Below are 12,436 nucleotides of genomic sequence, written 5' to 3'. Positions count from 1 at the left end.
GCGGAGCGCCTGAGGCTGCATTCCCACGCGGAGCGTGGGAACGATCAGCGCATTTTTAACCCAGGCAGTCGTTTGAAATTATGCACGCGCGACATCCACCCTGGGTCACCGCGACATTATGCCGATTATGCATACCATAGCGTTTAACAGCATTAGCCGACAAACGGACTCAGGCCTAGTCTATTGGGCATCGCGGCACTCGCCGTATCTACCAGAGATAAATCTCATCATGTCCGCTGCTGCATCCACCCGCGTCGAAAAAGACCTGCTCGGCAAACTGGAAGTCCCGGCCGAGGCCTATTACGGCATCCAGACCCTGCGTGCTGTGCAGAATTTTCGTCTTTCCGGTGTACCGCTGTCGCACTACCCGAAACTGGTAGTCGCCCTGGCCATGGTCAAGCAGGCCGCCGCCGACGCCAACCGCGAGCTGGGCCACCTGTCCGCCGCCAAGCACACCGCGATCAGCACAGCCTGTGCGCGCATCATCCAGGGCGAGTTCCACGAGCAGTTCGTGGTCGACATGATCCAGGGCGGCGCCGGCACCTCGACCAACATGAACGCCAACGAGGTGATCGCCAACATCGCCCTGGAAGCCATGGGCCACGAGAAGGGCGAGTACCAGTACCTGCACCCGAACAACGACGTGAACATGGCGCAGTCGACCAACGACGCCTACCCCACCGCCATCCGCGTCGGCCTACTGCTTGGCCATGACTTCCTGCTCACCGCGCTGGACAAGCTGATCCAGTCGTTCGCCGCCAAGGGCCTGGAGTTCGGCCACATCCTCAAGATGGGCCGCACCCAGCTGCAGGACGCCGTGCCGATGACCCTCGGCCAGGAGTTCCGCGCCTTCGCCGTGACCCTCGGCGAAGACCTGCAGCACCTGAAGATGCTCGCCCCGGCCCTGCTCACCGAGGTCAACCTGGGCGGCACGGCGATCGGCACCGGGATCAACGCCGACCCGGCCTACCAGCACCTGGCCGTCGAGCGCCTGGCGATCATCAGCGGCCACCCGGTCAAGCCGGCCGCCGACCTGATCGAAGCCACCTCGGACATGGGCGCCTTCGTGCTGTTCTCCGGCATGCTCAAGCGCACCGCGGTCAAGCTGTCGAAGATCTGCAACGACCTGCGCCTGCTCTCCAGCGGCCCGCGCACCGGGATCAACGAGATCAACCTGCCGGCGCGTCAGCCGGGCAGCTCGATCATGCCGGGTAAGGTCAATCCGGTGATTCCGGAAGCGGTCAACCAGGTGGCCTTCGAAGTGATCGGCAACGACCTGGCCCTGACCATCGCCGCCGAAGGTGGCCAGCTGCAGCTGAACGTGATGGAGCCGCTGATCGCCTACAAGATCCTCGACTCGATCCGCCTGCTGACCCGCTCCATGGATATGTTGCGCGAGCTGTGCATCGACGGCATCACCGCCAACGAAGCGCATTGCCGCGCGCTGATGGAAAACTCCATCGGCCTGGTCACCGCACTCAACCCCTACATCGGCTACGAGAACGCCACGCGCATCGCCAAGGTGGCGCTGGACACCGGCCGTGGCGTGCTGGAACTGGTGCGCGAGGAGAAGCTGCTGGACGACGCCACCCTGGCCGACATCCTGCGTCCGGAAAACATGATCGCCCCGCGCCTGGTGCCGCTCAAAGCCTGAGTATTCGCTGCAAACATCGACCGAGAGGCCCCCTCGCCTCTTGCCTTCAGGGATGGCTTCGGCCATCCCTTTTTTTGTCTGGCGAAAGCACTCAGCAAACCTGTAGCCGTAGCCCGGATGCAATCCGGGAAAAACAGGCAGCTCCAGGTCCCGGATTGCATCCGGGCTACACGCGGCGCACCCACTCATTGCACCAGGCACTCGCCTTCTTCAAGGGTTCCCAGCAGACGCTCGCGGTACTGCGATTCGCCGTCGAATACCGCGACCGGCTCCTTCTGCGCATAGGGTTCGAGGAAGTCGAGGGTGACCATCAGCTTGAACACCTGGTAGCGCTTGCGCGACTGGCGAAAGCCGGGGCAATCGGGGAAGTGATCGCGCACGACGGCGGACTCCTCCTCGCAGTTGTCGTCGTCCTCGTGCTCCTCGTAACGCTCCGTCCCTTGCCGATAACTCCTGCGGCCACAATCCAGACGCTGCACGCTCTTGCTGCAGAAACCGGCAGTGCTACAACTCTCATGAGCATTGCGCTCACTGGTCTCCGCCTGCACTTCGCGCCAGCGGGCCTGGATGTCGTAGGCCAGGCCACTGTCCGTGCTGTCGATGAAGAACGAGTTGCCGGCATAGTCACCCGCCGTTACCCAGGCGCTGAAACCGGACGTGGCGTCATGCAGCTTGAGCCGACCGACCAGCCAGGGGTCCGGGGCAAACTGCAGACGCATGTGCCCCTGTTTGAGCACCACGTCATCCGTCAGCTGCAGTGGCTGGCTGTTCTCGGTGAACAGGTAGCCCTTGCCCGACAGACTGCCGCAACCGGCCAGGGTCAGACCGACCAACAAAGTAGCGCTGAGCCGCAGGATCGCCCGCGGCGTCCTGGCTGCGAGAAGGTGGCGCACGTGGTATCGCTCCGTGATGATCATGGCGGACTTGGGTCGCCGTTCGACCTCGGCCGCTGCAATAGATTCGCCGAGCCTACTCGATCTCGAACAGGCCGTTCTTCAGCGGTTCCACCGTCAGGCGCTGGCGGATATCGGCATCGATACGCGGGTCGTCCGGGCGGTACAGCATGATCTGCCGGTAGGCGTTGACCCGGTTGATCTCCGGCCCGAGAAATTCCCAGACCACCCGGGTGCAGGCCGGGTTGCGCCCGTCGGCGCTGGAGACGCCGGTCTTCAGGCCGTTGAGGCGGGTGATGCGGCTCTTGAAGCTGGGGATGAGGATGGTCTGGCTCATCTCGTTGACGGTCAGCGACTCGTAGTCCAGCAGGAACAGCCGATCCTGCAGGGCGAAGGCTGCGCCCAGGTAACGGCAGCGCACCCAGTCCTCGGCCTCGCCGGCCCGCGTGCGCTCCTGGCGTTCCTGACGCTCGAACAGGAAGGTGCCGCGCTCCTCGCGCAGGTGCACCAGCGACAGCAGGATGAACCCCGGCACCGACATGCAGTTGGAGTATTCGAAGTAGTAGCCGCAGTAGCGACTGAGGTTGCCGGCGTTGTCGCGCAGCGGCTGCAGCAGCTCCAGCAGCGGATCGCCTTCGCTGACCTTGCCTGGCGTGGTGCCACGAGCACCGATCAGGCGGGCGAACTGCTCCGGTGGCTGGCCCAGCTCGTATTCCTCGACCCCGAAAAAGTCGCAGATGCGCTTGAGGTTGTAGGGCGTCGGGCGGCTCTGGCCATTGAGGTATTTGTTGAACTGGGCGCGATTGATCGCCAGCTTGCGGCAAACCTCGGCAATCGAGCGGTAGTGGCTGCACAGCAGCTTGAGGTTGTCGCCGAAATGCTCCGCCATGATGCGGTTCCTGATGGTGCGAGTGACGCGATTCTAGCATCAACTCGCATCAACTCGCCGCGACCTGCGAAATTGTCTCAACGCCGCCCCTGGCCAACCATTCGGGGGCCGCACGGTGGCGCGGCCTCGCCCATCCAGAACAACAAGAGAGACACCCTCATCATGCTCGATCTTCTTAACGACCTGCTCTGGAGCAAGGTCCTCATCGTCGCCCTGGTCGGCCTCGGCCTGTACTTCACCATCGCCTCGCGTTTCGTCCAGTTCCGTTACTTCGGCAGCATGTTCAGCATCTTCGCCGAAGCCTTCCAGCGCAAACCGGGCCAGCTCAGCTCGTTCCAGGCGCTGATGCTTTCCGTGGCCGGCCGCGTCGGCGCCGGCAACATCGCCGGTGTGGCGGTCGCCATCATGCTCGGCGGCCCCGGTGCGATCTTCTGGATGTGGCTGGTCGCCCTGCTCGGCATGGCCACCAGCTACTTCGAATGCTCCCTGGCCCAGCTGTACAAGCGCAGCGAGCCGGATGGCACCTACCGTGGCGGCCCGGCCTTCTACATCCTGCACGGCCTGGGTCAGCGCTGGCTGGCGGTGATCTTCTCGATCCTGCTGCTGGTGACCTTCGGCTTCGGCTTCAACGCCGTGCAGTCCTACACCGTGGCCACTTCGCTGCACGACACTTTCGGCCTGCCGACCTATGTCAGCGGTCTGGCCCTGGTGGCGGTGATCGGTCTGATCATCTTCGGCGGCATCAAGCGCATCGCCAGCACCGCCGACGTGCTGGTACCGATCATGGCCTTCTCCTACATCGCCATGGCGCTGGTGGTGATCGGCATGAATATCACTGAAGTGCCGGCTGTACTGACCCTGATCGTCAAGAGCGCCTTCGGCCTGGAGCCGGCCTTCGCCGGCGGTATCGGCGCGGCCATCATCATGGGCGTCAAGCGCGGCCTGTTCTCCAACGAAGCGGGTCTGGGCAGTGCGCCAAACGTCGCCGCCGTGGCCGCGGTCAAGCACCCGGCCGCCCAGGGCATCGTGCAGTCGCTCAGCGTGTTCATCGACACCCTGCTGATCTGCACCAGCACCGCGCTGATCATCCTGCTCTCGGGCGTCTACGAGCCGGGCAGCAACCTGGCCGGCGTAGTTCTGACCCAGACCGCCCTGGCCGCCGAAGTCGGCGAGTGGGGCCGCGTGTTCGTCAGCACCGCCCTGCTGCTCTTCGTCTTCACCACCCTGGTGTACAACTACTACCTGGGCGAGAACGCGCTGAGTTTCTTCAGCGAGAAGCCTGCGCTGCTGATCGTCTACCGCGTGCTGGTGATCGTCCTGGTGCTGTGGGGCTCGATGCAGGACCTGTCCACCGTGTTCGCCTTCGCTGACGTGACCATGGGCCTGCTGGCGCTGGTCAACCTGGCCGCCGTGACCCTGCTGTTCAAGACCGGCCTGCGCCTGATGCGCGACTACGACCGGCAGATCAAGGCGGGCGTGCAGTCGCCAGTACTGAATCCGCAGGACTATGCCGACCTCGACCTGGATCCGGCTGCCTGGCCGACCCCGACCCAGGGCGAAAGCGCCAACGCCCGTGCCGAGCTGGCTCACGCCGTGCACCAGCGCTGAGTCAGGGCACTCAAGGATGAGGGGGCTTAGGCCCCCTTTTTCTTGCCCAATCGCCGCCGTTTCGCCGTTACACTCGAGCGAAAACCCGCGCAAGGAGCCGCCGATGTCCCTGGAAATTCGCCCCGTCACCGCCGCCGATCACGCCGCCTGGCTGCCGCTGTGGCAGGGCTATCAGCGCTTCTACCACAGCGACATCCCGGCTGAAGTCAGCGCCGTGACCTGGCAGCGCTTCCTCGACGCCAGCGAGCCGATGCACGCCGCGCTGGCCTGGCAGGACGGCGTGGCCATCGGCCTGGTGCACTGGATCTTCCACCGCTCCTGCTGGACGGTCGGCGACTACTGCTACCTGCAGGACCTGTTCGTCGCCGAAGGCGTGCGCGGCGGTGGCCATGGCCGCGCGCTGATCGAGCATGTCTATGCCGCCGCCCAGGCCGCCGGCGCCAGCCGCGTGCACTGGCTGACCCAGGAAGACAACGCCCAGGCGCGCCTGCTCTACGACCGGATCGCCAGCCGCTCCGGCTTTATCCAATACCGTCACTTGTTTGGTTGACTCCATGAATCCGACCCAAAAGCTGCTGGTGTTGTATACCGGCGGCACCATCGGCATGCAGATGAGCGCCGCCGGGCTGGCCCCGGCCTCGGGCTTCGAAGCACGCCTGCGCGCCGAACAGGCCGCCCACCCCGAGCGCCCGGCACCGGCCTGGCAGTTCGCCGAGCTGCTGCCGCCGCTGGACAGCGCCAACATGACCCAGGCCAACTGGCTGGCCATGCGCGATGCCATCGTCCACGCGGTGGACGAGGACGGCTGCGATGCCGTGCTGCTGCTGCACGGCACCGACACCCTGGCCTACAGCGCGGCGGCTCTTAGCTTTCTGCTGCTCGGCCTCGACGTGCCGGTGGTGCTGACCGGCTCGATGCAACCCGCCGGTGTGCCCGGCAGCGATGCCTGGCCCAACCTGTTCGGCGCCCTGGCCCTGCTCGCCGAAGGTGTAGCGCCTGGCGTGCACCTGTATTTCCACGGCCAGCTGCTGCACGGCGCACGCGCCAGCAAGCTGAAAAGCGAGGCCTTCGACGCCTTCCAGGACACCCGCCGGCCGCGCCACGGCCAGGCCGTCGACGCACTACCGAGCGCCCTGCACTACCGCCAGCCGCGCCGCGCGGTGGCGCTGGCCGTGCAGCCGCTGTTCCCCGGTCTGAGCGCGGCGCAACTGCGTGCGGTGCTGGCCAGCGGTGCCGAGGCGCTGCTGCTGGAATGCTATGGCAGTGGCACCGGGCCGTCGGACAACCCCGAGATTCTCGCCGCGTTGCGCGAGGCCCATGCACGCGGCGTGGTGCTGGCGGCGATCAGCCAGTGCGCCCAAGGCCATGTCGAGTTCGGCGTGTACGCCGCCGGCAGCGCCCTGGCGCAGACCGGCCTGGTCAGCGGCGGCGGCATGAGCCGCGAGGCGGCGCTGGGCAAGCTGTTCAGCCTGCTCGGTACGGGCCTGCCACAGGCCGAGGTGGAGCGCCTGTTCGCCCTCGACCTGTGCGGCGAGCTGGCCGAGTAAGCACAGGGCATCAGGCCTGCCGCGATCAGTCCCCTCTCCCATTTATGGGAGACGACTGCATGGATGCAGGAGGTAGAGCGACGCAGGAAGCCCAAGCCGAGGGCTAGGGAGAGGGGCGTTGCCTGACCCTCTCTCGGGATCCCTCTCCCAAACGCGAGAGAGGTCGCACTCAGCGATTCACCGATTCAGCGGTGAAAACACCGACCCTCCGATCCGTTCGCTGAGCAATTCCAGCGCCGCCATGCCGGCCAGCGAGTTGCCGGCCGGGTTCAGCTCCGGTGACCACACGCACACGCTGAAGCGTCCCGGCACCACCGCGACGATGCCGCCACCGACCCCGCTCTTGCCCGGCAGGCCGACGCGGTAGGCGAAGTTGCCGGCCTCGTCGTACAAGCCGCTGGTGGCCATGATCGCGTTGACCTGCTGGGTCTGCCGCGGCGTCAGCAGCTGTTCACCGCTGTGCGTGCACAGCCCCTGGTTGGCCAGGAAGCCGCAGGCGCGCGCCAGGTCGACGCAGTTCATCGCCAGCGCGCAGTGGTGGAAATAGCTGCGCAGCACCGTCTCGACATCGTTGTGGAAATTGCCGAAGGCCTGCATCAGGTAAGCCGCAGCAGCGTTGCGCGCACGGTGCTGGTATTCCGACTCGGCCACCTTCATGTCCGCCACCACATGCAGGTTGCCGGACAGGCGCCGGGCGAAGTCGCGCATCGACAGCGCCGGGGCGGCGAAGCGTGACTCGTTGATATCGCAGATCACCAAAGCGCCGGCATTGATGAACGGGTTGCGTGGCCGGCCGCGCTCGAACTCCAGCTGCACCAGCGAATTGAACGGCTGGCCGGAAGGCTCGTGGCCAAGGCGCTGCCAGATGTCCTCGCCGGAATGCTGGATCGCCTGGACCAGGCTGAACACCTTGGAAATGCTCTGGATGGAGAACGCCGTGCTGGCGTCACCGGCGGTAAACAGGCTGCCATCGACGCCGTACACGGCGATGCCCAGCTGGTTGGCCGGCACCTCGGCCAGCGCCGGAATATAGTCGGCGACCTGGCCCTGGCCGAGCAGCGGCCGGACCTGATCCAGAATCTCGTTCAACAACGCCTGCATGCTCGACCTCTTGCCTGTACGGGTGCCGAAATAGACGCCCGCCGACCACGCGCAATCACAGTGCCGGGCTGGCCGTGGCCAACCCCTGGTGGCCATGCTCCCCGCCACAATGGCCGGAATTATCCCTTTGTTGGCCGGGGTTATCGTTCTCCCGACTCGGCCACGGCGCCAACAATGCGCCCAGCAAGTATGAGGAGAACCACAAGATGCTGACCATCTACAGCGACGACCACCGCCTGCACCACGCCCAGGGCGAGATGGTCGGCGGCGAGCTCCAGCCCTGCTTCGAGATGCCGGCGCGCGCCGACCATGTGCTGGCCCGTGTGCAAGCGCAGCAGCTCGGCGAGATCCGCGCACCGCAGGAATTCGGCCTGGCACCAATCGCCCGTATCCACAGCGCCGATTACCTGGTGTTCCTGCAAAAGGCCTGGGCCGGCTGGGCTGCCCAGGGCAACAGCGCCGACTTCCTGCCCGGCGTGTTCCCGGCCCGGCATATGCGCGCCAAGCGCCCGGACGACCTCTACGGCCAGTACGGCTTCCACAGCTTCGACTGCTTCGCGCCGATCACCGCCGGCACCTGGCAGGCTGTGTACAGCTCCGCCCAGGTCGCCCTGACCGCCCAGCGCGAAGTCGCCGCCGGCGCGCGCAGTGCCTTTGCCCTGTGCCGTCCGCCGGGCCACCACGCCAGCAGCGATGTGATGGGCGGTTACTGCTACCTGAACAACGTGGCCATCGCCGCCCAGGCCTTTTTCGACCAGGGCGCCGCGCGGGTGGCCATCCTCGATGTCGACTACCACCACGGCAACGGCACCCAGTCGATCTTCTATGAGCGCGCCGACGTGTTCGTCGCCAATATCCACGGCAGCCCGAGCTTCGAGTACCCGCACTTTCTCGGCTATGCCGATGAGACCGGCGCAGGCGCCGGCGTGGGCTACAACCTCAACCTGCCGCTGGCCGCCGGTAGCGCCTGGGATGTCTGGGGCGCGGCCCTGGACAGCGCCTGCCAGCGCATCGCCGCCTACGCGCCGGACGTTGTGTTGGTGTCCCTCGGCGTCGACACCTACAAGGACGACCCGATCTCGCGCTTCAAGCTCGACAGCCCGGATTACCTGCGCATGGGCCAGCGCATCGCCCAACTCGGCAAGCCGACCCTGTTCGTCATGGAGGGCGGTTACGCGGTGGCGGAAATCGGCATCAACGCGGTCAACGTACTCGAAGGTTTCCAGGGCGCCTGAGGCGCCATCAATGAGGAGAACAAAATGAACAAACTCCAACAGCTGTTCGGCATCACCCTCTGCGGCAGCGCCCTGCTGACCGGCGCGGGACAGGCGCAAGCGGCAGAACAGCGCGAGCTGCGCGTGTACAACTGGGCCGACTACATGCTGCCGTCGGTACCCAAGGAATTTCAGCAGAAGACCGGCATCCAGCTGACCTGGGACGTGTTCGACACCAACGAATCGCTGGAAGCCAAGCTGCTCACCGGCAACTCCGGCTATGACCTGGTGGTGCCGACCAACACCTTCCTCGACACCCAGATCAAGGCCGGCGTGTTCCAGAAGCTGGACAAGAGCAAGCTGCCCAACTGGCAGAACCTCGACCCCGGCCTGCTTGAGCTGATGACCGCCAACGACCCCGGCAACCAGTACGCCGTGCCCTACATGTACGGCACCGTGCTGATCGGCTTCAACCCGGCCAAGGTCAAGGCCGTGCTCGGCGAAAATGCCCCGGTGGACAGCTGGGATCTGATCTTCAAGGAAGAGAACATCAGCAAGCTCAAGCAATGCGGCGTGGCCATGCTCGACTCGCCCGGCGACATCCTGCCGATTGCCCTGCACCACCTCGGCCTGGACCCGAACAGCGCGCAGCCTGGCGACTACGACAAGGCCGCCGAGCTGATGCTGAAGATCCGCCCCTACGTCGCCTACTTCCACTCGGCCAAGTACATGACCGACATCGCCAACGGCGACATCTGCGTGGCCATCGGCTACTCGGGCAGCTTCTACCAGTTCGCCAACCGCGCCAAGGAAGCCGGCAACGGCGTGGTGGTCGACTGGCGCCTGCCCAAGGAAGGCGCGCCGCTGTGGTACGACTCCTTCGCCATCCCGAAAAGCGCGAAGAACGTCGCCGAGGCCCATGAATTCCTCAACAACCTGCTCGACCCGAAAGTGGTGGCACCGATCAGCGACTTCCTCGGCTACCCCAACCCCAACCTGGCCGCCACGCCACTGGTCGGCGCCGAGATCCGCGACAACCCCAACCTGACCCCAACCGCCGAGGCGCAGAAGACCCTCTACGTGCTGCAACCGCTGCCGCAGAAGATCGAGCGCGTGCGCACCCGGGCGTGGAGCAAGATCAAGACGGGTAACTGAGCCGCGCCTCAACAGTTGAAATAGAACCGGCCTCAGGGCCGGTTCTGCATTTCGACCTGCAGCTCATCGGCAAGCTTGGCAGTCGTTGGACAAGCCCGAGAGCGGCTGCTTAGGTGAACAGTCAGGAACGCCGCCGGCCGGCCATGGCTCTGGCGTCCATTGCCGACTGCCACGCCAGGAGCCATCCGATGAGAAACCAGCTGATCGCTGCCACCCTGCTCGCCGCCAGCACGGCGGCCAGTGCTGCCAACCTGCCCGCGTTCAACGTCACCTGCCCGACCGATGTCAGCGTGCGCGCCGAGGCCGGTGGCCCGGTGTATATCAACGACCAGCAGGCCACCCTGCACAAGTTCAGTGAGCAGTACTTCGAGGCCAAGGGCGAAGGCATGACCGTCTCCGTCAGCCTCACTGCCAGTGGCACGCCAACGGTGTCCTACACCGGCAAGCAGGGCGCCAACGGCATGTGCGAGGAAAAGCAGGAAGACCCGGCAACAGAAACTGCGCCGCCAACCCAGCCGGACGAGCAGCAGTAAGCCGCGATGCTCAGGCCATGGCCTTGCGAATATCCGCCGCCAACTCACGCACCCGCGTTTCCTCGGTATCCCAGGAACACATGAAACGCGCGCCACCGGCGCCGATGAAGGTGTAGAAGCGCCAGCCCCACGCGCGCAGGCGTTCGATGGCCGGCTCGCTGAGTTGCAGGAACACGCCGTTGGCCTGCACCGGGAACATCAGGCTGACGCCCGGCACATCCGCTACCAGTTCGGCGAGCAGGCGTGCGCAGCGGTTGGCGTGGTGGGCGTAGCGCAACCAGGCGTCGTCCTGCAGCAGGCCGACCCAGGGGGCGGAGAGGAAGCGCATCTTCGAGGCCAGCTGGCCGGCCTGCTTGCAGCGGTAATCGAAGTCTTCAGCCAGGGCCTTGTTGAAGAACAGGATGGCTTCGCCGACCGCCATACCGTTCTTGGTGCCGCCGAAGCACAGCACGTCGACGCCGGCCTGCCAGGTCAGCTCGGCCGGGCTGCAGCCGAGGAAGGCACAGGCGTTGGAGAAACGCGCACCGTCCATATGCAGGTTGAGCCCGAGCTCCTTGCACACCTGGCTGATCGCCCTTACTTCATCGGGGCTGTAAACGGTGCCGACCTCGGTGGCCTGAGTCAGGGTCACTACCCGCGGTTTCGGGTAGTGGATGTCCTGACGCTTGAGCGCCACTTCGCGGATCGATTCGGGAGTCAGCTTGCCCTGCTCGGTGCGCGCGGTGAGCAGCTTGGAGCCGTTGGAGAAAAACTCCGGGGCGCCGCACTCGTCGGTCTCGACGTGGGCGGTCTCCGAGCAGATCACGCTGTGGTAGCTCTGGCACAGGCTGGACAGCGCCAGGGAGTTGGCGGCCGTGCCGTTGAAGGCGAAGAACACTTCGCAATCGGTCTCGAACAGTTGGCGGAAGTGGTCGGCGGCGCGCGCCGTCCACTGATCCTCGCCGTAGGCACGCTGGTGGCCCTGGTTGGCCTCGGCCATGGCGGCCCAGGCTTCCGGGCAGATGCCGGAATAGTTGTCGCTGGCGAATTGTTGTGTCTGGTCGGTCATGCGGGTTTCCTTGTGCATCCCTGCCGCGGCGCAGGGCGGATCGGGTCAGCCTACTTTACGCCGCACAGGCCCGCCGGCGCCGCCGAAAGGGCGACAGACACAGGCAGCTTTTCGACAAAAACAGATCGCCACAAACACAATCGGCTGCAGAACTGTATCGCCACGAATCTGCTGCAGACGCCACCAGTCACCGGTAAAAATCACGCTGCTCAGACAAGCGCGGGACTTTCACCTGGTGACCCGTACAGTTGGGCAAATAAAACCAGAACAGTTAGCTAGCCGGCTAATTAATAGCCCGACAATTCACCCCAGCTGTGCCTACAAAATCGACCAGTCAGTCAGGATAATTAACCCCAAGCAGAACACTCTCTCACCCCGCCACAAGCGGAAGGAAGCTCCACCATGGAACGTACCCTCGGTTCCGACTCGCTCTTTCAAGACAGTTCCTCGAACGTACGTGGCCACCTGCCGCTGCAGATCATCGCCACCCTGCTGCTGTGGAAGCGCCGCATCATCAGTCGCCATCAACTGGCCCGCCTGGACGAGCGCCTGCTGGCCGACGCCGGCATCAGCCTCTATCAGCGCCACGCCGAGATCAGTAAGCCGTTCTGGCGCTGAGTCGAACGCGTCACCGCGCAAAAGGGAAGCCGAGTGCTTCCCTTTTTTGTACCTGCGATCTGCGCGCTAGGTGCTGGGTGCTGAGTAGGGCGGGTGAAACCCGCATTGCCCGTGTCGCGGGTTGCACCCGCCCTACTCAGCACCCGCGCATAAAAAAGGGGAGCCTTGCGGCTCCC

12 protein-coding genes are annotated in these 12,436 nt (G+C 65.1%); 8 read left to right on the top strand and 4 right to left on the bottom strand.

Annotation, left to right across the window (positions count from 1 at the left end; all coding sequences use genetic code 11):
* The first annotated feature begins 229 nt into the window (after window positions 1-229).
* Window positions 230-1,654 (top strand): aspartate ammonia-lyase, encoded by a 1,425-nt coding sequence (locus HNE05_RS00475; RefSeq protein WP_173210991.1) that lies wholly within the window; start codon window positions 230-232, stop codon window positions 1,652-1,654.
* Window positions 1,655-1,839: 185 nt separating this feature from the next.
* Here the strand turns inward: HNE05_RS00475 and HNE05_RS00470 are convergent, their stop codons facing one another.
* Window positions 1,840-2,547: a hypothetical protein gene (locus tag HNE05_RS00470; protein WP_173210989.1), complete on the bottom strand. Its 708-nt coding sequence runs from the start codon at window positions 2,545-2,547 to the stop codon at window positions 1,840-1,842.
* Between the two features lie 76 nt (window positions 2,548-2,623).
* Window positions 2,624-3,436 carry a helix-turn-helix domain-containing protein gene (locus tag HNE05_RS00465; RefSeq protein WP_173210987.1) on the bottom strand — a complete coding sequence of 271 codons (813 nt, stop codon included), beginning with the start codon at window positions 3,434-3,436 and terminating at the stop codon, window positions 2,624-2,626.
* A gap of 162 nt (window positions 3,437-3,598) precedes the next feature.
* Here HNE05_RS00465 and HNE05_RS00460 point away from each other — a divergent pair, with 162 nt between their 5' ends.
* The 3 genes from HNE05_RS00460 to HNE05_RS00450 all read left to right on the top strand — a co-directional run bounded on the left by HNE05_RS00460 (window position 3,599) and on the right by HNE05_RS00450 (window position 6,591).
* Window positions 3,599-5,044: an alanine/glycine:cation symporter family protein gene (locus HNE05_RS00460; RefSeq protein WP_173210985.1), complete on the top strand. Its 1,446-nt coding sequence runs from the start codon at window positions 3,599-3,601 to the stop codon at window positions 5,042-5,044.
* 103 nt (window positions 5,045-5,147) lie between these two features.
* A complete protein-coding gene (locus HNE05_RS00455) occupies window positions 5,148-5,594 on the top strand; it encodes a GNAT family N-acetyltransferase (protein ID WP_173210983.1) in 447 nt (148 codons plus the stop codon).
* A 4-nt stretch (window positions 5,595-5,598) separates the two neighbouring features.
* On the top strand, window positions 5,599-6,591 hold the full coding sequence (locus HNE05_RS00450; RefSeq protein ID WP_173210981.1) for an asparaginase: 993 nt from the start codon (window positions 5,599-5,601) through the stop codon (window positions 6,589-6,591).
* Window positions 6,592-6,768: 177 nt separating this feature from the next.
* Here the strand turns inward: HNE05_RS00450 and glsB are convergent, their stop codons facing one another.
* On the bottom strand, window positions 6,769-7,692 hold the full coding sequence (glsB, locus tag HNE05_RS00445) for a glutaminase B (RefSeq protein WP_173210979.1): 924 nt from the start codon (window positions 7,690-7,692) through the stop codon (window positions 6,769-6,771).
* A gap of 206 nt (window positions 7,693-7,898) precedes the next feature.
* Here glsB and HNE05_RS00440 point away from each other — a divergent pair, with 206 nt between their 5' ends.
* The 3 genes from HNE05_RS00440 to HNE05_RS00430 all read left to right on the top strand — a co-directional run bounded on the left by HNE05_RS00440 (window position 7,899) and on the right by HNE05_RS00430 (window position 10,594).
* Complete coding sequence (locus tag HNE05_RS00440; protein WP_173210977.1) at window positions 7,899-8,927, top strand: histone deacetylase family protein; 1,029 nt, start codon at window positions 7,899-7,901, stop codon at window positions 8,925-8,927.
* Between the two features lie 24 nt (window positions 8,928-8,951).
* Window positions 8,952-10,061, top strand: a complete 1,110-nt coding sequence (locus tag HNE05_RS00435) for a polyamine ABC transporter substrate-binding protein (RefSeq protein ID WP_173210975.1) — start codon at window positions 8,952-8,954, stop codon at window positions 10,059-10,061.
* A 188-nt stretch (window positions 10,062-10,249) separates the two neighbouring features.
* Window positions 10,250-10,594, top strand: a complete 345-nt coding sequence (locus HNE05_RS00430; RefSeq protein WP_173210973.1) for a hypothetical protein — start codon at window positions 10,250-10,252, stop codon at window positions 10,592-10,594.
* A gap of 10 nt (window positions 10,595-10,604) precedes the next feature.
* Here HNE05_RS00430 and HNE05_RS00425 read toward each other — a convergent pair whose 3' ends face one another.
* A complete protein-coding gene (locus HNE05_RS00425; RefSeq protein ID WP_173210971.1) occupies window positions 10,605-11,642 on the bottom strand; it encodes a threonine aldolase family protein in 1,038 nt (345 codons plus the stop codon).
* Between the two features lie 402 nt (window positions 11,643-12,044).
* On the opposite strand from HNE05_RS00425, the gene HNE05_RS00420 reads away from it, so the two are divergent.
* A complete protein-coding gene (locus HNE05_RS00420; protein WP_173210969.1) occupies window positions 12,045-12,260 on the top strand; it encodes a DUF1127 domain-containing protein in 216 nt (71 codons plus the stop codon).
* Window positions 12,261-12,436 lie beyond the last annotated feature (176 nt).

The organism is Pseudomonas campi, from assembly GCF_013200955.2.
In the GTDB taxonomy this organism is placed as follows: domain Bacteria; phylum Pseudomonadota; class Gammaproteobacteria; order Pseudomonadales; family Pseudomonadaceae; genus Aquipseudomonas; species Aquipseudomonas campi.
Note: the sequence above shows the minus strand (reverse complement) of the source record. Positions and strands in the feature narration are given on the sequence as shown.